Raw genomic sequence first — 24,440 nt, 5'->3', positions numbered from 1 at the left:
CTGCAACTGGTGATTAGCTATGGTGCACAGCGACTCAGCGACGTGACAATGACGGCCTTTGCCAGGCATCTGGAGGCGGCCTTAATTGCTGTGATCGGCCATTGTACAGAGGTGGCGGGCTGCCTCACCCCAGTGATGTGCCACTGGCCGCACTGAGCCAGTCGCAACTGGATACCTTAGCGATTAACGGTGCTGAGTTGCAGGACCTGTATCCGCTGTCGCCGATGCAGCAGGGCATGCTGTTTCACAGTCTTTACGAGCCGGGCGAAGCCTATATCAACCAGACCAGTCTGGACATCACCGGGCTCGATGCTACGCGCTTCAAAGCCGCATGGCAGACGGTGATAGATCGTCATGATGTACTGCGCAGTGGCTTCTTAAGTCTGGATCCACAACCGCTGCAGTTTGTTGTTAAAACCCTGGCTGCTCAGTGGCAGACACTGGACTGGCAGCACCTGAGTGCAGATGAGCAACAGCTGAAATTGCATGAGCTGGCTCAGCAACAGCGTAGCCAGGGCTTTGAGCTCGATGGCACGCCAGGCTTACAACGTTTTGTATTAGTACAGCTGGCACCTGAACGTCATGTCTTCATCTGGACCATACATCATATTCTGACCGATGGCTGGAGCTGCTCGGCGCTGATGGGAGAAGTGTTGCGCCTGTATGAAGGTCACAATTTGCCTCCGGCAGAGGCCCAATATCGTGACTATATCGCCTATCTGGCGCAACAAGATCAGTCCGCTAATCTGGCTTACTGGCAGGCGCAAACCGATTTATTGTTGGAGCCGTGCTATCTGAGTTCGGCCTTTACCACGCCTTCGCAGGGCAGTTACAGCGCGTTCGATTTACTGCTAACGGAGCAAGAAGATGCCGCGCTGGGCGAGTTTGTCAAAGCCCAGCACCTGACGCCAAACACCCTGATGCAGGGAGTATGGGCACTCTTGCTGAGTCGCCATCTTGGTCGTGAAGCAGTGTGCTTTGGTGCCACGACATCAGGGCGTCCGAGCGATTTGGCAGGGGCAGAGCGGATCCAGGGGATGTTCATCAACACTATGCCGGTCATGGTTGAAGTGCGCCCTGAGTTGTCTTTGAGTCACTGGCTGCAGGCGCTGCAATCGGCCAACCTGGCCGGTCGGGAACACGAATTTACGCCTTTATACGATATTCAAAAGCAGGCGACACATCTGGCAATGGACAAGCACGGCTTGTTCGATACCCTACTGGTGTTTGAAAACTATCCGCTTGCGGAAGCACTTGAAACCCGTGCTGAACAACAGACCAAATTTACTGTCGGTGAGGCCAAAGAAGAAACCAACTTCCCGCTTACGGTGAGCTTTATTCAGGAAGAGACGCTGCGGTTACATTTCAGTTATCAGGGCAGTGAGCTTGCCGGCGCCGATGTTCAGGCACTGGCAGAGCAATTCAGACGCCTGCTGCTGAATATCATAGCGTCACCGCAAAGCCGTTTGTCGGCGCTTACGCTGATCAATGAATCACAGCAGCGGACACTGCAAAAGCTGGGCTTTGGTGAATCCATCACGCCACTGCACTCGGGTGCAGTGGAGCCCATCTATATCCCGGGGGGTCAACTGCCGCAGTTGGCGGCCACGCAATATCAGGATGTGGTGTCGACGCTGAACCAGCTGGCCGAGCAAACACCGGATGCACAGGCCCTGACATGCGAGGGTCACAGCTATACATTCAAAGAATTGTTCGAGAAATCAAACCAGCTGGCCTTCTACCTGCGTGAGCAAGGGGTTGTGCCCGAGCAGCGCGTTGGGGTAGCGCTGCAACGGGGGATCGATTTGCCACTGGCTTTCCTGGCGGTACTTAAGGCTGGTGCGGTTTATGTGCCAATGGACTTGAGCTATCCGCAGGAACGTCTGGCGTATATGATCAACGACAGTCAGATGGCGCATATTCTGGTCAGTGACAACAGTCTGGATGAGATTGCCGGTGAGGCAACTTTGCATTGTCTGGCGGATATTGTACTAACCGAGCAGTGGCAGCAGCCTCAGGTATACCCAATGCAGGGGGCGTATGTCATTTATACTTCGGGTTCGACAGGTAACCCCAAAGGCGTCCTGGTCAGCCGTGGCTCAATTGCAGCGCACTGCCGGGGCATTGGGCGTCGGTATGAGCTGAGCGCCGCGGATCGCGAAATGATCTTCATGTCTTTTTGTTTCGATGGTGCCCATGAGCGCTGGCTGTCAGCAGTAACCCATGGCGGCACGGTGGTGATCCGTCCTGAGCGTCAATGGGATCTGCAGGAAACCTATCAAAACCTGCATAAGCAAGGCGTAACCACAGTGGTATTTCCACCGGTATTTTTGCGTGAACTGTCGGCATATGTGGAGCAGGTAGGTAATCCGCCGCCGGTGCGGGTTTACTGCTTTGGTGGTGACGCGATGCCTCAGGCATCCTTTGAGCTGGCGCAGCGCGTGCTCAAACCCAGTTTCTTCATCAACGGTTATGGTCCGACAGAAACTGTGGTCACGCCACTGACCTGGAAGGCCATGCCTGGCAGTTCATTTGAGGCGGTTTACGCGCCCATTGGTGAAGTGTTGGGGCAGCGTCAGGCCTGGGTGTTGGATAGCCAACTTAACCTGGTGTTACCTGGACAGATCGGTGAGCTATATATGGCACAAGAGATAGGTCTTGCACGGGGCTACCTGAACCGGCCTGATCTCACTGCCGAGCGCTTTGTGGCTAACCCGTTCGCCAATGATGGCAGCCGCTTATATCGCACCGGTGATTTGGTGCGCTGGAATGAACAAGGCCTGATGGAATATCTGGGCCGGACTGACCACCAGGTTAAGATCCGTGGTTTCCGCATCGAACTGGGTGAAATTGAAACCTTATTGCGTAAACAAGACACAGTGCGTCAGGCGGTGGTTGTTGCCGACGATACACCAGCAGGAAAACGTCTGGTGGCGTATGTCAGCGGACATGATGATGCATTGCCTGACGAAGCAGAATTAAAGGCCATGCTGGCGGCGAACCTGCCGGATTATATGGTACCTGCAGTGATCATGGCGTTGCCGGATCTGCCGGTGAACAGCAATGGTAAAATAGACCGCAAAGCCTTACCCAAAGCTGAGCTGCAAAGCGATGTCAGCTATGTGGCGCCAGAGGGTGACATTGAGCAAACGATGGCTGCCATCTGGCAGGATGTGCTGGGTGTTGAGCGGGTTGGTCGTTTGGACAACTTCTTCGCACTGGGGGGGATTCTATCAGCAGCCTGCGTGTGATTGCCCAAGCCAAACACAAGGAGATTGCCCTCGACATTCAGACACTCTTTGGTGCCGAGACACTTCAGGCGTTGGTTGCCAGCCTCAATACGGGCAGTGCGATAGCAGAGATCCCGCGTCAGCAAAGCGAGTATCGTGGCCTGTCTTATGCGCAGGAGCGCCAATGGTTCCTGTGGAAGCTTGACCCGCAGAGCATCGCTTATCACTTACCCAGCGCATTGCACTTAACCGGCGAGCTGGACCGCAGCGCATTGCAGTCGGCTTTTGATCACCTGGTGAACAAGCATGCTGCGCTGCGCACGGTATTTGTTGAAGATCAGCAAGGCACCGTCTCGACACAGACGCTGCAAGCCAGCCCTTGTCAGATCGCTTACCTGGAGCTTGGTGCAACACAGGCACAACGCAGTGACTTTAAACAGACACTGATCACCACACCATTTGATTTAACCCAGGGACCGTTGGTCCGGGTCGGTGTGATCTGTGATGCACCACAGCAGCATGAGCTGGTGGTGGTCATGCATCATATTGTCTCCGATGGATGGTCATTGAAGCTGATTGTTGCGGACTTTGTGCGTGGTTATGAAGCGGCCCGCAACGGTGAAACACTGGATGTGGCAGCAGACGCCTTACGGTATAGTGATTTTGCTAAGTGGCAGCGTGATTACCTGGCCGATGGTGCAGAGCAGCAGCAACTGGCCTACTGGCAGGCCCAGTTGGGGGATGAGCATCCAACGCTTGCTTTGCCCAGCGATCTGGAGGGGGATGATATTCAGCTTCACAGCAACACCCTCACTCATGACTTGAGCCAGGAGCAGACCAAAACATTGCAGGCGTTGGCATCGACACAAGGTGTCACACTGTTTAGCCTGCTCATGAGCGCATGGCAGATCTTATTACACAAGTACAGTGGCCAGCGCGAGATCAGGGTAGGCATGCCGGTGGCCAACCGTCATCATAGCGGCACTCAGGCCATGGTCGGTTTCTTTGTTAATACTCAGGTGATCAACAGTCAGATCCAAGGCAGTGATTCACTGGAGCGTGTCTTGCTTCGCATAAATCAGGCGCTGCGTGGTGCTCAGGCCAACCAGGATCTGCCGTTCGAAAAGTTGCTGGATAGCTTGGATCTGGAACGCAACCTGGCAGCATCCCCGTTGTTCCAGGTGTTGTATAACCATCAACGCGTGGAAGAAAACGCCCTGACTGAGTTCGGCGGTCTGCAAGCTCAGGAGGGCCAGGCTGATACCCAGGTTGCGCAGTTTGATCTGGTATTGAACTCTTTGGAGCGCGAAGACGGCTCACTGACCTTGTCACTGGACTATGTCAGCGCGAAATTCAGCGCTCAGCGTGCTGAGGCATTGTTTTATGGCCTGACAACTATCCTGACTGCGATGCAGCGCGATCTGACTCAGCCTGTAGGCACCCTCAACGTGCTGCCACATTCTGAGCAACAAAGGTTGCTGCCTGAGCATACTCCTTATCTGGCCGGTGCCGATCAAGCTGACAATCTGGTTACCCAACTGCAGCGCCAGGCGACATTAACGCCGGATGCCGTGGCACTGAGCCTGGCTGACCAGACGCTGAGCTATGCACAGCTGGAGGCACGTGCCCAGCAGTTCGCACACTACCTCATCGAGCAGGGCGTTCGCAGCGAAGACAAAGTAGCGGTGGTGTTCAGACGTGATATTGATACCGTGGTGAGTTTCCTGGCTATTTTGCAAAGTGGCGCCTGTTATGTGCCCGTTGATGCCGAGCTACCTGCTGCCCGTGTCGCGACTATTACAGCGCAGTGTCAGTGGGTGGTCACTGTGAATACTGACTATCAGAGCGAAGCGCAAACGCTGATCCGGTATCGCCCTGAGTTGTGTGCCAATGACGAGCTCAAGCGAGCAGCGCCGCTTATCCACCCTCAACAACTGGCTTATGTGATTTATACGTCTGGCTCCACCGGGACTCCTAAGGGAGTGGCAGTTAGTCATCAGGCCTTGCAGGGTCACTGCAACGCCGTACAGTCGCTTTATCAATATCAGGCACAGGACCGCTGTGCGATATCTGTTTCCTTTGGCTTCGATGCCTCAATTGAGCAGTTATGGGGGCCGTTGCTGGCTGGGGCATGTGTGGTGCTGGATGAGTTCAAGCTGCTGTCTCAACCCGAGCTTGAGCAGTTTGCAAGGGACAAGCAACTTTCCGTTATGGGCTTTACACCGGCGTATTTGCAGCAATTTAAGTCTCTGCCTGCACCGCTTCGCTTATGTATTGTCGGCGGGGAAGCCTGGTCTGCACAGCACTGTGCCAGCCTCTTAGAGCATGCGCCAGACACTCGCTTTATCAATGCCTATGGTCCATCGGAGACGGTGATCACACCGCTGGCCTGGACGCAGCAACAAGGTGCTGCACTTGGCAGTAACTATGTGCCCATTGGTCAGCCAATCGGTGGTCGCGCACTTTATATTCTTGATGAAAGCCTGCAATTACTGCCGTATGGCATGACGGGTGAACTTTATATCAGCGGTGCTGAAATGGCGCGGGGCTATCTTGAACAACCTGGACTCACAGCAGAGCGTTTTATCGCGAATCCGTTCGACAACGATGGCAGTCGTCTGTACCGCACGGGAGATCTGGTACGCTGGGATCAGCAGGGTCAGCTGGAATATGTCGGGCGTTGTGATCAGCAGCTTAAAATCCGCGGTTATCGGGTTGAAGCCGGCGAAATTGAAGCAAAACTACTGGCCTTCCCCGGAGTAGAGCACGCCGTGGTCGTGGCTGACCAGGGAACTGGCTCAACCCGCCTGATCGCGTATGTCAGCGCGGCTGCGGGCATTGAACTGGACAGTCAGCAAGTGAACGCGTCACTGGCGGCTCAGCTGCCGGATTACATGGTACCCAGCCTGCTCATGGTACTGCCACAGATGCCATTGACCCATAATGGCAAGGTCGACCGCAAAGCACTGCCTGCGCCACAGGCTGAGGCTGATAAAGTCTATCAGGCACCACAAGGGGCGCAGGAAATGCTGCTTGCTGAGATATGGCAGCAGTTACTGCGACTTGAGCAGGTGGGCAGGGACGATAACTTCTTTACACTCGGTGGCGACTCGATCCTGAGCCTGCAGATCATCGCTAAACTGCGTCAGGCAGGGTTTGTTCTGAGCGCCAAGCAGATCTTTGAACACCAAACGGTTGCCAATCTGGCCCCTCTGATGACCCCGTTAAGCGAAGATGCCATACCGCAACAAGAGGTGACTGGCGCGGTGAGTTTGCTGCCAATACAGCATGCCTTCTTCGAGCGTGATATGGTCAATCGTACTCACTGGAACCAGGCGGTCATGCTGCACCTGGCTGAGCCAATGGCGGCGCAGCTGTTGACGCAACTTATTTCTGCCCTGCTCGAACGCCATGATGCATTGCGACTGCGTTATCTGCAAAATGAGACGGGACAGTGGCAGCAGGCCTATGCGGCGTTTGACGCACACATGGCCGAGCAAAGCATCTGGTATCGGGATACTCATTCTACGCAAATCACAGCGCTGGCGGAGCAGGCTCAGCAAAGTCTGAGCCTGAGCGAAGGTCCATTGTTACGCGCCGTACACATGACGGTGGAAGACGGCAATGCACGACTATTACTGGTGGTGCACCACCTCGCGGTCGATGGCGTGTCATGGCGGATTTTGTTGGAAGATTTAACGCGGTTGTGGCAACAACCTGATGCCGAGCTGGGCACTAAGAGCCACAGCTATCAGTTCTGGGCACAACAAATTCAGCAATACCCGGTACAGCATGAAAACGAATTTACCTACTGGCAGAGTATGGCCGGAGTCAACAGTGTCTTGCCTGAGCTAAACGATACAGGCAGCCGCTACTATCGAGACTCAGAGGTGGCTGAGGTGACGCTGGATGCGATTCAAACTGAGGCCTTGCTGACGCGTGCGGGTCAGGCCTATCGCACTCAGGTTAACGACTTATTGCTCAGTGCCCTGAGTGATGCACTGTACCGCTGGACCGGACAGGCGAGCCATAAGATTAACCTTGAAGGACATGGCCGGGAGGCCTGGACAGACACGGTTGACCTGAGCCGCACGGTTGGCTGGTTTACTAGCCTCTTCCCGGTGGTACTGACGCGCCATGAGCAACTTGCTCAGACCATCAAGTTCAACAAAGAACAGCTGCGCGACATACCCAATAAAGGGATAGGGTATGGGGCATTCCGCTATTATGGCAGTGAAGCACAGCAGGCTGAGCTGGCCGCTCAGGGTGGCGCTGCCATTGAATTTAACTATCTGGGTCAGCTGGATAACAGCACAGCGGATACACAAAACTGGCGCCCGGCGGACGAACACACAGGCACGGCATTGGATCCGCAGTTTGCCATGGACAGTGAGCTGACGATCACCGGCCAGGTTATCTCGGGTCAGTTACAGTTGAGTATTCGTTATGGCAAAGAGAGACTGGCGCGCCAGAGCGTGGCTGCATTGGCTGCACATTTAGAGGATGCACTGGCTGAGTTGATTGCGCACTGTGAGCAGGCTCCGGCGACCTTTACTCCCTCGGATCTGCCGCTGGCTGATTTGTCTCAGGCGCAAATCGATGCCCTGTCGCTGCCGCTGGATCAGATCAGTACCATTTATCCATTGTCACCCATGCAAGAAGGCATGCTGTTCCACAGCCTGTTTGAGCAAAGCGAAGCCTACATCAGCCAGAGCTGCTTTATGATCACCCGCCTGGACAGTGCGCGATTTAAAGACGCCTGGACACAGGTGGTGCAGCGTCACGATGCGCTGCGTACCGGGTTTATTACTCAGGACGGCCTGTCCTTGCAGTATGTGAATCGCGATGCTGTACTGGACTGGCAGGAGCTGGACTGGCAAACGCTGACGCCAGAGCAGCAGCAAACACGATTACGTGAGCTGGCACATCATGAATCTCGTCGCGGTTTCGACCTGACCACTGAGCCCGGATTAAACCGCGTTATTCTGATCACACTGGGCGAGCAGCAACATGCGCTGATCTGGACCATGCATCACATTCTGACCGACGGCTGGAGTCGCTCAGCGATGATGGGCGAAGTATTGACAGCATATGAAGGTCAGTCACTTGCTCCGGTACGTGGCCAATATGGTGACTACATTGCGTATCTGGCAGCGCAGGACGAAGCACAGAATCTGGCATTCTGGCAGGGGCAGCTGGCTGAGCTGGAGGAGCCAAGCTACCTGAGCCGCGCCTTTGTTCAGCCACAGAGCGGACAGTTCGGTGGCCTGGATGTACTGCTCAGTGAGCGTGAGTATGCGCAGCTGACTGCTTTCTGTCAGCAGCACAGGATCACCCAGAATACTTTGGTACAGGGCGCCTGGGCGGTGTTGCTGAGCCGTTATCTTGACAGAGATACCGTGTGCTTTGGTGCGACGACTGCGGGTCGCCCGAACGACCTGCCAGGTCACGAGGCCATTCAGGGGATGTTTATCAATACCGTCCCTATGGTGGCGAGCGTAGATCCGGCCCAGTCACTGACGCACTGGTTGCAGGCGCAACAAAGTACGGCACTGGCAGTGCGTGAGCACGAATTTACGCCTCTGTATGAAATCCAAAAACTGGCGGCACAATCGCTGGAGCTTAGTCGTGATGGTCTGTTCGATACCTTACTGGTATTTGAAAACTATCCTATCGATCAGGCACTGATGCAAGAAGGTGAGCGCCAGACGCATTTTGAGATCCTCGAAGATCGTGATGAAACGAACTTCCCGCTGACAGTGTTATTTATTCAGGAAGAGACGTTGCGTCTGCGCTTCAATTATCAGGGCAGTGTTTTGGCTGAAGCCGATGTCCGTGCGCTGGCCACTCAGTTTAAAGACTTGCTGCTGGCGATGACACAGGGCGACCAGTGTCAGCTTGCGTCTTTATTGCCATTGCAGGATGAGCAACAGCTCAGCACCCTAATAGAGATGGGGACAGGTACGCCAGCGCATGCATATCAGCGTCCGATCACGACTCTGATCAGCGAACAAAGTGCCCGCACCAGCGATGCTGTGGCGTTGCGATTTGGCCAGCAGAGTATGACCTATGGTGAGCTTGAACGTGCCTCGAATCAGCTGGCCCACTATCTAAATGCCCGTGGGATCGGTGCAGAAGACAAAGTTGCACTGGTCTTTGAACGCAGCCTGGAGATGGTTGTCAGCATTCTGGCGGTGGTTAAGGCGGGTGCAGCCTATGTGCCACTGGAGCCGTCACTGCCGTTAGAGCGCATTGCCTATATCGCCGAGCACAGCGACTTGTCGCTGTTTATCGGGGATGATTCACTAGAGCGACTGGCGAGCCTGTCCCAGCTTGCACAGTGTGTGCCTTATCGCAGTGTGCCGTTAGAGGATTATCCACAGCAGCTGCCACAACACCACATAGCCCCGACCCAGCTGGCCTACGTGATTTATACCTCGGGCTCAACGGGTAAACCGAAAGGGGTTGGCAATCAGCACAGCGCGATATACAACCGTATTGCCTGGCAGCAGTCGGCGTATCCGATTGGGGGCGATGACAAAGTGCTGCAAAAAACGCCGTTTGGTTTTGATGTGTCGGTGTGGGAGTTCTTCTGGCCGCTGATGTATGGCGCTGAGTTAGTGATAGCGCAACCGGGTGCACACAAAGACAGTACTCAGCTGCTCGACACTATTAACACCTTTGGCGTGACGACCCTGCACTTTGTGCCGTCTATGTTACAGGCGTTTATTAGTCATGAACAGGTCCACACGGCGACCAGTATTCGTCGCATTCTGTGCAGTGGTGAAGCGCTGCCCAGTGAAGTCCAGGCACAGGCGTTGAGTAAACTGCCAGAAGCCAGATTGTACAACCTTTATGGTCCAACGGAAGCGGCGGTTGATGTCAGTCACTTTACCTGTCATGGCGATGCGGCGTTACCTGTGCCAATTGGGGCGCCCATTGCGGGGATCCGTCTCTATGTGCTCGACAGAGCGTTGAACTTGTGTCCGCCGGGGGTTGCCGGTGAACTGTACATTGCCGGGGTCGGGTTGGCTCGTGGCTATGTGAATCGCGCCGATCTCAGTGCTGAGCGCTTTGTGGCAGACCCCTTTGTGGCGGACGGCAGCCGCATGTATCGCAGTGGCGACTTAGTATGCTGGAACAGTGCAGGGCAGCTGGAATATCTGGGCCGTACCGATCATCAGGTGAAAATCCGTGGCTTCCGTATTGAACTGGGTGAGATTGAAGCGGCGTTGTACGCACTTGAAGGTGTACGCGAGGCTGTGGTGGTCGCAGGCGAAGGCCCATCGGGCAAACGACTGGTTGCCTATGTCAGTGGCCATGAGGCGGTGACAGTAGACAGTGGCGAATTGCAGGCTGAGCTGGCTTCAGTATTGCCCGACTACATGGTGCCGGCGGTGATCATGGTGCTGGCCGATCTGCCAGTGAACAGCAATGGTAAAATTGACCGTAAGGCCCTGCCGAAGGTAGAGCAGCAAAGCCAGGTTAGCTACGAAGCGCCACAAGGTGAGGTGGAGCAGACGATGGCGTCTATCTGGCAAACGCTGTTAGGCATTGAGCAGGTTGGCCGACTGGACAACTTCTTCGTGCTGGGCGGAGATTCAATCAGCAGTATGAAGCTGATCTCTCAGGCGCAATCGCGCGGTATGAACTTATCTCTGGCCGATATTTTTGCGGCTCCTGAGCTGCACAGTCTGGCGCAACGGGTCGGATCCGCGCAGAGCAGCATACCTGAACTTGTGCGCAGCGCCCCTGAGCAGGCTTACCAGGGATTATCCTATGCGCAGGCACGTCAGTGGTTCTTGTGGAAACTGGCGCCGCAAAGCGATGCTTATCACATCGCAGGTGGCCTCAACCTCAATGGTGTTCTGAATTGGGATGCGCTTCAGCAGGCATTTGATTTTGTGCTGCGTAAGCACAGTGTGCTCAGAACCCGCTTTGTTGAGCATGCTGACGGTAAGATCAGTCAGTACGTGGATGATAAATGTGACTGCGAGATTGCCCGCAGCTCGGCGACCAGTGCACATGAGCAGCAGGCGTTCAAGGCGAAACTGGTTAATACACCGTTTGATCTGACCCGTGACCCCTTGTTGCGGGTTGGTGTGATTGCACATCATGGCACCCGACACGAGCTGATCGTTGTGATGCACCACATTGTGTCGGATGGCTGGTCAATGAAGCTGATTGTGCGTGATTTTGTTGCGGCATATCAGAGCGCAGTTACAGGAGACACTTTGCACATTGACGCAGCCCAGCCAGAGTACCGCGATTACGCATTGTGGCAACGCAACTGGCTGGCCGGTGGGGAAGAGCAACGTCAGCTTGCTTACTGGCAGGCGCTGTTAGGGATGAACATCCACACCTGACTCTGCCAACGGATCGCAGCAGCGATCTGTATGAAAACAATGGCGCCGCACAGCAGGTGGTGGTGGATGATGCACTGAAACAGGCACTGGAGCGCTTTGCCCAAGCGCAAAACAGCACCTTGTTTGGTGTGCTGATGGCGGCATGGCACGTGCTGTTACATCACTACAGTGGCCAGTCTCTGATCCGCGTTGGCATGCCGATTTCTAATCGTCAACATAGCCATAGCCAGGATATTGTGGGCTTCTTTGCCAATACTCAGGTCCTGCAATCGACACTCAGTGGTGAGCTGAGCTTGCAACAGGTGGTGGCGCAAGTTGCAACCCGTTTGCAGGAGGCTCAGGCCAATCAGGATTTACCGTTTGAAAAGCTGGTGGACAGTTTGTCGCTGGAGCGTACCGTCGGACAGCAGCCGCTGTTTCAGGTGGTCATGAGTCACCAGCGTCAGGATGACAATGAGTTGGTCAATCTGCCGGAACTGACTATAGCACCCAGTGAACTGCCTAAAACCAAGGCGCAGTTCGATCTGGTACTCAATACCAGCGAGAGCTTTAGCGGTGAACTGACCCTGAAGCTGGACTATGCACAGGAGCTGTTCAGTGAGCAGCGGATCGCAACTTTGATGGCGGGCTTACAGCAGATCCTCAGCGCCTTTGTAACTCAGCCAACATTGAACCTGTCGGATCTGGATATTATGCCACTGGATATTCAGCAAGCACTGCAACAGCAGGGCTTTGGTGAGGCAATCACGCCGTTGCACAGTGGCGCCGTTGAGCCGATTTACTTACTGACGGGTCAGCCGCCACAATTGGCCGCAACCCAGTATCAGGATGTGGTGTCGACGTTAAACCAGCTGGCCGAGCAAACACCTGATGCTGAAGCCCTGACCTGTGAGGGCAACAGTTACAGCTATAAAGAACTGTACGAAAAGTCTAACCAGCTGGCCTATTATCTGCGTGAGCAGGGGGTGGGTCCAGAGCAGCGGGTTGGGGTGGCACTGACCCGTGGCATCGACTTACCTTTGGCTTTCCTTGCGGTACTTAAGGCCGGCGCGGTCTATGTACCTATGGACCTGAGTTATCCAAAAGAGCGTCTGGCATACATGATCAACGACAGTCAGATGCAGCACATCCTGGTCAGCGATCATAGTCTTAATGAGATTGCCGGGGAGGCCCGCTTGCATCGAATGGCAGATATTCCGTTGAACCAGCAATGGCAGCAACCACAGGTGTATCCGGCTCAGGGAGCATATGTGATCTACACCTCAGGCTCAACGGGCAATCCAAAAGGCGTGTTAGTGAGTCGGGGTTCAATTGCCGCACACTGTCGCGGCATTGGTCGCCGCTACGAGTTGACGTCGGCAGATCGCGAATTGATCTTTATGTCCTTCTGTTTCGACGGCGCCCATGAACGCTGGTTGTCTGCGGTAACCCATGGCGGCACTGTGGTGATCCGTCCACAGCAGCAGTGGGATTTACAGCAAACCTATCAGAATCTGCATCAGCAAGGGGTTACGACCGTGGTGTTCCCGCCCGTGTTCCTGCGCGAGTTGTCTGCCTATGTTGAGCAGGTGGGTAACCCACCGCCAGTGCGAGTGTACTGTTTTGGCGGGGATGCCATGCCACAGGCCTCGTTTGAACTGGCGCAGCGAGTACTGAAGCCGGACTTCTTCATCAATGGATATGGTCCGACCGAGACAGTTGTGACGCCTTTGACCTGGAAGGCGATGCCGGGCAGCTCGTTTGATGCGGTGTACGCGCCCATCGGTGAAGTGCTGGGACAACGTCAGGCCTGGGTGCTGGACAGTCAGTTAAAGCGGGTGTTACCGGGACAGATAGGTGAGCTGTATATGGCCGAAGAAATCGGTCTGGCACGGGGTTATCTGAACCGTCCGGACCTGACGGCGGAGCGCTTTGTGGCGAACCCATTTGCCGATGATGGCAGCCGCTTGTATCGCACCGGTGATTTGGTGCGCTGGAACGAGCAGGGGCTGATGGAATACCTGGGCCGGACCGACCATCAGGTGAAGATCCGTGGCTTCCGCATTGAATTAGGGGAAATTGAAACCCTGCTGCGTAAGCACAATACCGTGCGTCAGGCAGTGGTTGTTGCAGATGATACGCCAGCTGGTAAACGCCTGGTGGCTTATGTGAGTGGTCACGATGGGAGTGTACCAGACGAGGTCGAGCTGAAAGCCAACCTGGCGGCGAACCTGCCTGATTATATGGTCCCTGCGGCTATCATGGCGTTGACGGATCTGCCAGTAAACAGCAATGGTAAAATTGACCGTAAAGCCCTGCCAAAGGCTGAGTTACAAAGTGATGCCAGTTTTGTGGCACCCCAGGGGGAAGTTGAACAGGCGATGGCCGCTATCTGGCAAACCGTGTTGGGTGTAGAGCAGGTTGGCCGTCTTGATAACTTCTTTGCGCTGGGTGGAGACTCTATCAATGGTCTGAAAGTGATCAGTATGTGGCAGCAACACAATGCCCTGCCGCTGGCTGTCAGACAGTTGTGGCAAGCCCCGGATCTGGCGAGCCTGGTGGCTGAGATGACGCACCAGAGCGAGCTTATTCTGCATCCGCTCAATGATGCCGTGACAGGCGCGGATAACCTCTTCTGCCTGCATGAAGGCAGTGGCTTAACGGTGGCCTATCGTCCGCTGGCAGAGAAGCTGGCGGGTAAGGTTAATTGTATCGGTGTGGCGGCTGCAAAACAGCTCGCCCAGTTCAGTACGCTGACCGATTTGGCGCAACATTATGCTAAGGCACTGGATGAGGCTCAGCCGAATGGCACCATCAAACTGCTGGGCTGGTCTTTGGGCGGCGCGTTGGCGGCACTGGTTGCTAATGCACTGACTGCGCGAGGCAGAACGGTGAGTCACCTGTATCTGGTAGACAGCTGGAACCCTCACGGTGAAGCGGCCCAAACCAGCCTGGACTGGCGTAGCTGGGCGTTGTCGTGGATCGGCGGCTACAGTCTGGCACCTGACAGTGCATTGCATCACGCTCTAGTGACGCAATTGCAGCAGGGGCTGGATGATACTGTCCGGGACCCAGCCACTCTGGCTCAGTGGCTGATCACGCATCAGGCGCAATTTGCTGACCTCTTTGAGCATACGCTCAGTCAGCTGCCTGAAGCGGAATTAACGGCTTTACTGGCGGCGGGTTATGAACTGCAACGCCTGGCCAGAGCGCCGCAGCAGTATGCTCAGGAAGCCTCGGCAAAAGCGCATGCCTGGTGGTCAAATCAGGCAGATCAGGCAGCGATGGATGCCTATCTTGCAGAGCTGGACGCTGAGTTTGATGTGACGCATCTGGATTATGATCATCGTCAGATCATTGCTGCCGAAGAGGTACTCACCTCTGTTTACGACAGTTTGCTGTGCACTGATTAAGCACGTCAGAGTCGAAGGTAAAAAAGCCGTGCGAATGCACGGCTTTTTTGTGTCAGCAGACCGACTGGGTGCGCACAGGCTGGTGTAATCAAGTGTGATAGAAAAAGCCCCATGCCTGCGTTTAAATACAAATCTTAGGTGTAAAAAATAGAGGTAATTAACAATGGATCACACACAGGCGATTGAAATCGTTAACGTAAACCGAGACAAAGTCGCGCAGCATATTGAGTTATGCAACAAGGGGGAGCATATTTGTGACCTCAATGGGTGGTGTTTAGAGATAGCATCATCAGCTCAGACGTTTACATTTGGCCCAGATACTATCTTGCGGCCGGAGGAGGAGCTCAGTGTCTACATTGACAGGGGAGGCAAATTTAGCTTTAACGTGGCCAATGCTTTAAACCTTCGGGGTGACAGGGTGTTGTTGTTTGATGCGCATCGTGAGCTGCGTTATCAGTTTGTATATGGCCAGTCAGCCCACAACCTTGTGATCATCAGCGATGTGCACAGCGACAGCCTGGGGGGCAGAGATTTCAGTGATGAATATGTTGAGCTATTTAATATGTCAGATTGCCGTGTGGACATCAGTGGCTGGCAAATTCGCGCCGTAAAGGGTGATGCGCAATTTATTTTCCCAAAGGGGGCCCAGCTGGCGCCTCAGGCACCTATTCGGGTCTATTCCAACTATACAGATCCGCAGACTGGCAGCTACAGCATCAACAGCCCGCGAGCGCTCTGGCGCACCAGCAATGAAAGTTGTCAGCTGCTGGACGACGCCGAGCGTGAAGTATCCCGCTATTCTTTCTGAGCGGTGGGGCTGGGGAGCGACTGAATGTCCTCCCCAGCACATTTGATTACAGGTCGAGCGCTTCGACGATCTCTGCTGAGCGTACCGCCAACACTGACAGTAAAGAGTCACTGATGCCATGGGTTTGCTCATTGACGCCCTGGGTAAACACTTTAGGCATAAAGTTGTCGGCTGTTTCAATTTGATAATAGCGACTGATATCTGGCTTCAGCCATTCTGCCAATTGCTCAAGGAGCGGTGAGCGGCTGGGGTATTGGTAGCCAGTCGCCAGAATTAAATGGTCGTACTGTTGCATCCCGCGGCTTTGCACATCCTCCAGCTCCAGATTGATCTTACCTTCGCTATCAATCGCAGCGCTATTGACGGAGGTGCGGTGACGAATGGCCAGGCGATCGCCTCCTTTGAGCTTCTGATCATACAGGCTGGCATAAATACTGTTAATCAGTGGCTCATCGACGACAGAGTAGTTGGTGCTTCTGAATTCGTTAAAGTAGCGGTCTTTTTGCTCTGGCGACTTGTCGAACACCACATCGGTGAATGCAGGGTCAAAGATCTCGTTTACAAATGGGCTTGAATCAGCTGGCTTCATCGCGCCGGCACGCATGATTAAGTCAACCTGTGGTTGCTCCGTCATGTTTTCCAGATCAGCAAAAATCTCAGCACCACTTTGCCCCGCACCGATAATCGCAACGCGATCTCCCGCTTTGACTTTATGTTTGTTGTGCAAATACTGTGACGAGTGCCAAACATGATTGCTGTCTTTCAGTGCGTCAAATGGGGCAGGGATTTTCGCCGAGCCGCCAACGCTCACAACCAGGTTTTTGGTCAGACGTACGCTTTGATTGCCCTCGGCATCCCGGCTGGTGACTTTGAGGTGATCAACTTTACCTTCGACAACAATTGGCTCAACGTCATTGACCTGCTCGCCAAAGTGACAGTGATCACGAAAATGGCTGGCTGACCAGCGCAGGTAGTCATTGAACTCATGACGAGAAGGATAGAAGGTCTTCAGGTTGATGAAACTGTCCAGGCGGTTTTGATTATGTAAATAATTAATGAAGCTGAAATGACTGGTTGGGTTGCGTAATGAAACCAGATCTTTGAGGAAAGAGATCTGCATATCGGTGTTGTCCAGCAGCATCCCACCGTGCCACAAAAAGTCCGGCTGTTTCTCGATAAAACACACTCGATCGCTCAGTTTGTTTTGCTCTTTCAGGGCGATAGCCAGTGCCAGGTTGGCCGGGCCAAACCCGATCCCAATCACGTCATATAGTTTCATTTTTCTGCCTTTGATTACCTTAAATCGCACGCACGGGGGCGTGAAATAATATTGATTGTCATAAAGACGAAAGATGTGCGGGTTTCTTTAGGGGTCGTCAGGTGCAATCAGCGCAAAAAGTAAGGGAAAAATAATTACCATGCGCGAGCGCAATAAATTCTCATAAAGTGTGAATTTTTTTGTCAATAACTCGTCTAGCTAGTTCACCGTGGCTACGTTGCTAAATGCCGTTGCCCAATATGTTCTTTGCGCTAAAATGAGTGAGTGAAACCAATATGTTAGTTGCCGACTTTGCCTTGGAAAAATGCCAGTCATTAAGTGAAAATGCCATTGCATTGACCCAGAAGCTGGTACGTTATAAATCCATCACACCTGAAGATGCTGGCAGCATGTGTTTCCTGATCCGTAAGCTTCAGTCACTCGGATTTGATTGTCATGAAGTCACTCGTCAGGGGGTCAGGAACCTGGTGGCGAAAAGAGTATTTGGACCCGGCGAAACCCTGGCGTTTGCCGGTCACCTGGACGTTGTGCCGCCCGGGCCGGTCGAGCTGTGGCAATGTCCGCCTTTTGCTGCAGAGATCCAGGACGGCCGCTTATATGGTCGTGGGGTAGCCGATATGAAAGGGGCAATAGCCTGCTTTATTGCAGCGGTTGAGTCTCTGCTCGAACAATGCAGCCGTGGTAGTCTGATGTTTTTGATTACCTGTGACGAAGAAGGGGAGGCGGAACACGGCACCGCCGTGCTCATGAGCCATTTGAAACAACAAGGCGTAGATCACCTGCCGCATTATTGCTTGGTGGGAGAGCCGTCGAGCCGTAAGACGCTGGGTGATGTGCTTAAGATAGGTCGTCGCGGCTCCTTGTCTGCCCATATTCGGGTTTATGGCCGTCAGGGTCATGTGGCCTATCCGCATAACTGTGATAACGCCACGCATCATACCTCACGCCTGTTGCAGCGTTTACTGGCGCTGGAATGGGACGAGGGCAGTGCGCAAATGCCGGGTACCACATTTCAGGTGACGCAGCTCAACAGTGGAGAGTTTGTCGATAATGTGGTCCCGGGTGCCTGCGATGTGTGCTTTAACATTCGCTACAGTAGTCGCTTCAACGAAACGGAGCTGAAACGACTGATCGACGATATATTGCTGGATTTAGACCTCAATTATGACATCGAATGGCAGCGCCCTTGTGCGCCTTATTTCAATCAGGCGGATGAGTTTGTTGCTCTTATCTGCGGTGCGATAGAGAGTGTGGTGGGTCAGGTCCCCATGCTGACCACAGATGGTGGTACATCGGATGGCCGCTTTATCGCCTCTAATCATACTCAGGTCATTGAGTTCGGATTGAAAAACGACAATATTCACCAAATCAATGAATCTGCACAGATACAGGACATTGCCGATCTGGCGCATATTTATCAGCTTGTGATCCAGGCTTTTTGTGTTGAGGAAACACAAATCGCACAGCGTCAGGCGCAGCAACTGGCGGCATTAACATAAATTGTAGGAAGAGCCCAAAAACGGGCTCTTTCGATTGTGCAGAAAAACTTAGAAAGTCGCGCCACCATCGATGGTGATAGTTTGCAAGGTGGTGTGAGATGAAAGCTTTGACGCCAGAAATACCACGCTATCGGCAATCTCCTGTGCCGTGGCCAGCTTTTTAAGCGGGATCCCTAATTTATACTGGGGTGCAAAGCCTTCTATGACGCGCTGTGCACCTTGCTCGTCCTGCCACATTCCGGTTTGCATTGGCGTCAGTGTTGAACCCGGAGCCACCACATTACAACGCACACCAAAATTCGCCAGTTCCAGTCCCGCACTCAGTGTAAGCTGAGTGACGGCGGCTTTTGAAGCGCAATAGGCTGCCATCTGTTGACGAGGGGTGTGTGCGGCATTGGAGCCAACCGTCACAATGGCCCCTGCCTGTTGTTGTTTAAGATGAGGCGTACAGGCGCGAATAAAGGTAAACACGGCACCCGCATTGACATTCAGACAGTGCTGCCATTGTGCCAGTGATAACTGCTCTACCTCACCCAGCTCTAAGACCCCGGCGATGTTGATCAGGTTATATGGCGCCAGACCCTGAGCCAGCAGCTCATCCAAAGTGGCTTCGAGTTGCGCCAAATCTGCCAGATCACACTGCACAGCACGCTCGAGTATGTCGGTGTCACTGAACTGGCGATCAAAGCCAATCACTTTCGCCCCCAGGGCGGCAAAGCGCTGGGCTGTTGCCAGTCCGATGCCCTGACCGACACCACTGATCCAGACAATCTGATCCTGATACTCCTGCTGTAGTCGCGCATCATAAGACATGGTCATAGACTCCGTTTAATGCTGTAACCACGCTGCCCAGTGTTTGGGTGGGATGTTGAGACCAGTAGTGAGCGGCCCGGAATATGGCAGCTTGCACCTGCTGTTGCTGCTGATCTGAATAACGCGCCACATTGGCATCGACATCCAGTTTGGCAGGTTGATCCTGCAACAGATGCCACTGCAACATGATGTCGTCGGTCGTACCGGCACTGAGTATATGGGAGTGGCTGGCAATTCCACCATATTTTGGACTGCTGGTGAAAGGCAGCAGGTTAACGGTCGGGCCAAATATGTTTGTACCTTTACCTTGCTGCTGACGAGTTCGCTTGAGATCTTCAACCCGATAAGTTTGTAGTGCTTTGAGCGCTTTAATGCCCTGATTGATGACCCGGCAACACTGGCTGAGTGTCATGTCTGTCGACAGCTCCAGTGGCAGCGGCATGACATTGCTCTGTACACAAGGCGTGCTGAGTTCATGCTGGTGCTGGCGGTTCATCATGATAAGGCCCAGCGTTATGTGGTATTGCGCAGTCTTGGCAACCAGCGCCGCGCTGACTGCCGCAAGCAGGACTTCGGCATGACCCGCCTGACATAAAGAGGCGGCAGACATCACGGTATGCCAGTCGGTGTGGGTAAAGGCCTGACTCAGACGTCTGTTTGGTTCTGTTACATCTTCTTTTTGGCTACTAAAGCTCAGTGGGGCAGGCACACCGTCTAACCAGTTGTTGAGTGTGGCGCGGGCGACTTGTTGGCGTGCCAGATAGGCTTCACTATTGTGTAAAGTGAGCAAGTCTTGTTGCTGGCCAAATGGCAACTTGGGCAGTGGCTTACCTTTTTGCAGCGCGTTATAACAACGGTTAAGTGCCTGGATAAATAAACCAAACCCATAGCCATCGAGCAATAAATGATGGCCAACCAGAAACAGTAAATCCTGCTCGGGAGCGCGCACCAGTGTCAGTTTCAGCAGGGCATCTTGTTCTAAAACAAAGGCCCTGGCCATTGCCGGTGTCACAAACTGTTCGGCAAAGGCGGGAATATCCTCTGGCTGAGCATCCAGCTGGATGATATCCAGGGTTGGCACCTCGGCATACGGCTTTAATTGCGGAGTAAAAGCATTGTCATGAACAAAACGACAACTCAGGCAGTTACTGCTTTGCCAGACGTGCGCAAAAGCCTGCTGCAACATAGTTGCTGAAATTTTACCTTTAAACTCAATACACTCGGCCACATTGAACAGCGCACCACGGCCGCTGATGGTATGCAGCAACCACATAGCTTGTTGTGAGTCCGTTAACGGCAATGCCTGTGACATTAGTCTTCCTTACGCTCTTCCAGCAAGTCAACCCAGGCAGCCAGGGTTGGGATCTGCGCCAGTTCAATGAAGTTTGTTTCAATACCCTGTTGCTGCCACAACGCGATGAGATTCATCACCTGCACGGAATCCAGGCCATAATCGATGAGGCTTTCATGCTCGTCAAATTCATCGGCTTCACAGTCGATCAGCGGCAGGATATGCGCTTTAAGACCCTCAAGTGTGGTGATGTCCTGAGTTTCTTCACCGAGAATGTCGGCCACAGTAGCCACTTTACCGCAGCGTCCCGCCACAAAATTCAGCGCCATCAGGTGTTCATCGCGGCTGAAATCGGCGATTGCATCGGCAATTACAAACGGCTGAATGTCACGCATAAAGGCATCTACTGCGGTGGTCATGACCCCGATGTGGCCATAGATACCGACTATCATGAGCTGGTCACGACCGCGCTCTTGTAGTTGTACTTCAAAGTCGCACTTCTGAAAGGCACTGTAACGCCACTTGGTTAGCACGACATCTTGCTCGCCAGGTGCCAGCGCATCGACAATCGGCTGTTGCGCCGGGTCTTGCAGGCCCGGGCCCCACATATCGCTCAGTAACCCGCGTTCATGCTGGCCCTGTTTGATTGGTTGCGCGGTGTAAAACACCGGAATATCCTGCTCGTAACAGAACTGTTTAAGGCGCTGAATATGATTGATCATGGTTTCAATCAGGGGATTATTGTCACCGTAGTAACCCACAAAGTAATGCTGTACATCGTGGATCAGTAAGGCGGCACGACTGGCATCCAGCTGCCAGTCAACGCGGTTTTCAGGTAACTCCGCAGCGCGGGGTAACGGGTAATGGGATAACTTAGGAATACTCATTGTCTTTTTTGCTTCTTCTGTTAATCAGGCCTGTCCGTCGAAGGTGGCACGCAGGGCTTTTTTATCGACTTTGCCGACCGCAGTCAGGGGTAAGTCGGTTACAAATTGGAATTTGTCGGGCACTTTGAAATCGGCGATCCCCAGCTGGCGCAGGTATTTTCGTAGCTGCAAAGGGGTGAGTTTTTCGGCTGCCACCACGAAGGCACAGCTTTTCTCGCCCAAAGTGGCATCGGGCATAGACACTATGGCGACTTGCTCGATATGTGGATGGCCAAGTAAATGGTTTTCTACTTCTTCTGCCGCAATTTTTTCGCCGCCGCGGTTGATCTGATCTTTATCACGGCCAACCACAATCAGATGGCCGGAGGGCAGTTGCCTGACCAGATCGCCGGAGGCATAAAAGCCGTCAGCATCAAATGCACTGGCATTATGCTGAGGTGACTTGTAATAACCGCGAAAGGTATAGGGGCCACGGGTCAGGAGTCTGCCGGCTTCACCAGATGCGACGGGCAGGCCATGTTCATCCACCACTTTGATCTCATCGTCGGGACTAATCGGGCGGCCCTGAGTGGTCAGTACCAGCTCGTCATCATCGTCGTGACGGGTGTAGTTCACCAGGCCTTCTGCCATGCCAAATACTTGTTGTAATTGGGCTCCCAGCACCGGCCTGACCTGTTCGGCTACAGTGCGGCTGAGTTTAGCGCCGCCAACCTGGATCAGCGTCAGGCTGCTCAGGTCATGATTGCTGTGTGCGGCGTGTTGTAGCCACAGCTGTAGTGCCGGCGGCACCAGCGCGGTGTGGGTGATGGCAAAGCGTTCGATTAAAGGAAAACAGTGGCTGGGGCTGGGATCTGAGGCCAGGACCACCGAGCCGCCGGCTGCGAATACGCCCAGTGCGCCTGGCGAACTGAGCGGGAAGTTATGCGGTGCCGGTAGTGCGCACAAATAGCGGGTATCCCCGTGCAGCTGGCAAATATCCCGACTGGCAACCACAGAGTAAAGGTAATCGTTGTGGGTGCGAGGGATCAATTTAGGGGTGCCGGTGCTGCCACCGGACAGCTGAAAGAAGGCCACGTCTTCTGGATTGAGCTCAGGCGCACGGAAGGCGCGTGCGTGCAAATACGCCTGTTTCAGTTCGCTATTGCCTTTACTGTGATCCACCATAATGTGGCTGATGCAGGCAAAGCGGTTAAACAACTCCTGAGAAAAGGATTCATCTGCAAACAGCGGCTGAGCAGAAGAAACCAGCAGCAGCTTAGGCTGCAGAATTTCACAATAGCTTTGCAACTCAGTGCGCTGATGATTAAACAGGGCACACACCGGCGCTACGCCAAGTTTAAGCAGCGCAAAGTAACTGATATAAAACTCCACACAGTTGGGCAGCTGAATAAGCGCAGTATCACCTTGTTGCAGTCCCTGACTGGCCAGATGGGCCGCCAGGTTGCTGCTGTACTCATCGAGCTGCTGATAGCTCAGTTGTCGATTGGCATCGGCGACGGCAATGCCTTGTCCGTTGTGCACCAGTTGTTCGCTCAAAATGCTGGTGAGTGGTTTATCCTGCCAGTAGCCCTGGGCGCGATAGTGGGCGGCCAGCTCTTCAGGCCAAGGGGTATATTCAATACTCATAGTGTGTGTTTCGTTGCTAAGTGATAGGCATGCCGTACGTCCAGCGCATTCAGCATAGTGTTTAATTTGGCTTCGGTTTCCAGCCATTCGGAGCTGGGGTCGGAGGCGGCCACAATACCGGCGCCGGCAAACAAGGTTGCCAGGTTGGCTTGCAGGTAACCGCAGCGGATCACCACCACCCATTCACCATTACCCTGATTGTCACACCAGCCAACGATCCCAGAGAACAGGCCACGGCCATGGCCCTCCAGTGCATCAATATGTTGATATGCCAGTTCTGTGGGTTTGCCACACAGTGCGGGCGTTGGGTGGAGGCGATTGGCCAGTGCAATGGCAGGCTGACGGGGGTCTGTGAGTGTTCCTTCAATAACAGTCGATAAATGCCACATGGTGGCCGTGCTGAGCAGATCAGGTTGCTCCGGTATGTGTAATTTGGAGCACAGTGGGCCAAGGATCTGTGCCATATCTTGTAGCACAACGGCATGTTCATAGCGGTCTTTTTTCGATGCGAACAGAGTTGAGCGGCGTTGTGCTTCGACGCTGGGGCACGGATCGCGAGGAATTGACCCGGCCAGCGGATTACTGAAGATCTGTCCGTCAGATTTGCGCAGCAACAACTCCGGGCTCACCCCCATGAGTACGCCGGCATCGCACTGCGCATGGGCATCGTGTAACTGGCTGGGGATAGAAAAATGATAGCCGCTGGGACTTTGTGCCAGCAGTTGTGAAAGCACGCCCACCTGATCCAGTGGCTGCTCAAACTGTAATTCAACCTGCTTACTGAGTACGATTTTATCCAGTTCACCGTCGGCAAACAGGGTTTTGGCATCGCGCACTGTTTGCTCAAAATGGGCTCTGTCTTGCTTGTAGTGCACTGACTGTAAGCGATTGGGCGTTTGAGCACATGTATGCTGTGCACTCAGGCACTGAGCAAACAGGTGCTTATCAAGCGTACTGACCTGCTCGGGGATGATAAACTGTGCCTGCTGTTGCTTGCAAAAAGGTACCACCCCGAAAGCAATGGCCTGACTCTGGCTGGTCTGTGCAGCGTTGTTCAAGGCTTGCTGTAACTGGTTAGCCAAATTATCAGTATCACTGATAGGCAGCGTAAAACGCCTAGCCACGCCACGGCTAACCAGGCAGTTTTGCCCGGAAACAAACAAACAGTCTTGCTCAGGCCGGAACTCTCCCAATTCTAGGGCCTGGGGGACATCGGATAGGTGACCAGCATGCATGCGATTTCTTCCTC

At 53.8% G+C, this 24,440-nt stretch carries 11 protein-coding genes; 5 read left to right on the top strand and 6 right to left on the bottom strand.

Annotated features, from left to right (window positions below; translation table 11 throughout):
• Positions 1 to 101: 101 nt before the first annotated feature.
• The 4 genes from ELR70_RS23405 to ELR70_RS23390 all read left to right on the top strand — a co-directional run bounded on the left by ELR70_RS23405 (position 102) and on the right by ELR70_RS23390 (position 15,796).
• A complete protein-coding gene (locus ELR70_RS23405) occupies positions 102 to 3,251 on the top strand; it encodes an amino acid adenylation domain-containing protein (RefSeq protein WP_128064738.1) in 3,150 nt (1,049 codons plus the stop codon).
• Entirely contained in the window at positions 3,248 to 11,596 is an 8,349-nt protein-coding gene (locus tag ELR70_RS23400) for a non-ribosomal peptide synthetase (RefSeq protein ID WP_128064737.1), read from the top strand. The genes ELR70_RS23405 and ELR70_RS23400 overlap by 4 nt, the downstream gene beginning before the upstream one ends.
• The gene (locus ELR70_RS23395) at positions 11,509 to 14,988 is read left to right on the top strand and encodes a non-ribosomal peptide synthetase (RefSeq protein WP_128064736.1); all 3,480 of its coding nucleotides are present in this window, start codon (positions 11,509 to 11,511) and stop codon (positions 14,986 to 14,988) included. Before ELR70_RS23400 ends, ELR70_RS23395 begins: the two co-directional genes overlap by 88 nt.
• Before the next feature lie 163 nt (positions 14,989 to 15,151).
• The gene (locus tag ELR70_RS23390) at positions 15,152 to 15,796 is read left to right on the top strand and encodes a lamin tail domain-containing protein (protein WP_054014954.1); all 645 of its coding nucleotides are present in this window, start codon (positions 15,152 to 15,154) and stop codon (positions 15,794 to 15,796) included.
• A gap of 46 nt (positions 15,797 to 15,842) precedes the next feature.
• Here ELR70_RS23390 and ELR70_RS23385 read toward each other — a convergent pair whose 3' ends face one another.
• Positions 15,843 to 17,075 carry a lysine N(6)-hydroxylase/L-ornithine N(5)-oxygenase family protein gene (locus tag ELR70_RS23385; RefSeq protein ID WP_054014953.1) on the bottom strand — a complete coding sequence of 411 codons (1,233 nt, stop codon included), beginning with the start codon at positions 17,073 to 17,075 and terminating at the stop codon, positions 15,843 to 15,845.
• A 275-nt stretch (positions 17,076 to 17,350) separates the two neighbouring features.
• On the opposite strand from ELR70_RS23385, the gene dapE reads away from it, so the two are divergent.
• The gene (gene dapE, locus ELR70_RS23380) at positions 17,351 to 18,574 is read left to right on the top strand and encodes a succinyl-diaminopimelate desuccinylase (protein ID WP_054014952.1); all 1,224 of its coding nucleotides are present in this window, start codon (positions 17,351 to 17,353) and stop codon (positions 18,572 to 18,574) included.
• A 48-nt stretch (positions 18,575 to 18,622) separates the two neighbouring features.
• On the opposite strand, the gene dhbA is transcribed toward dapE, so the two are convergent.
• From dhbA to ELR70_RS23355, 5 genes are read right to left on the bottom strand one after another with little or no spacing between them, the layout of a single operon-like run.
• Positions 18,623 to 19,387 carry a 2,3-dihydro-2,3-dihydroxybenzoate dehydrogenase gene (gene dhbA / locus ELR70_RS23375; protein ID WP_054014951.1) on the bottom strand — a complete coding sequence of 255 codons (765 nt, stop codon included), beginning with the start codon at positions 19,385 to 19,387 and terminating at the stop codon, positions 18,623 to 18,625.
• On the bottom strand, positions 19,377 to 20,699 hold the full coding sequence (locus tag ELR70_RS23370) for a condensation domain-containing protein (RefSeq protein ID WP_054014950.1): 1,323 nt from the start codon (positions 20,697 to 20,699) through the stop codon (positions 19,377 to 19,379). The genes dhbA and ELR70_RS23370 overlap by 11 nt, the downstream gene beginning before the upstream one ends.
• Entirely contained in the window at positions 20,699 to 21,565 is an 867-nt protein-coding gene (locus tag ELR70_RS23365) for an isochorismatase family protein (RefSeq protein WP_054014949.1), read from the bottom strand. The genes ELR70_RS23370 and ELR70_RS23365 overlap by 1 nt, the downstream gene beginning before the upstream one ends.
• A 24-nt stretch (positions 21,566 to 21,589) precedes the next feature.
• Positions 21,590 to 23,191, bottom strand: a complete 1,602-nt coding sequence (locus ELR70_RS23360; protein ID WP_054014948.1) for a (2,3-dihydroxybenzoyl)adenylate synthase — start codon at positions 23,189 to 23,191, stop codon at positions 21,590 to 21,592.
• A complete protein-coding gene (locus tag ELR70_RS23355) occupies positions 23,188 to 24,426 on the bottom strand; it encodes an isochorismate synthase (protein ID WP_054014947.1) in 1,239 nt (412 codons plus the stop codon). The genes ELR70_RS23360 and ELR70_RS23355 overlap by 4 nt, the downstream gene beginning before the upstream one ends.
• Positions 24,427 to 24,440 lie beyond the last annotated feature (14 nt).

This window comes from Pseudoalteromonas sp. R3 (assembly GCF_004014715.1).
Classification (GTDB): Bacteria; Pseudomonadota; Gammaproteobacteria; order Enterobacterales; family Alteromonadaceae; genus Pseudoalteromonas.
Note: the sequence above shows the minus strand (reverse complement) of the source record. Positions and strands in the feature narration are given on the sequence as shown.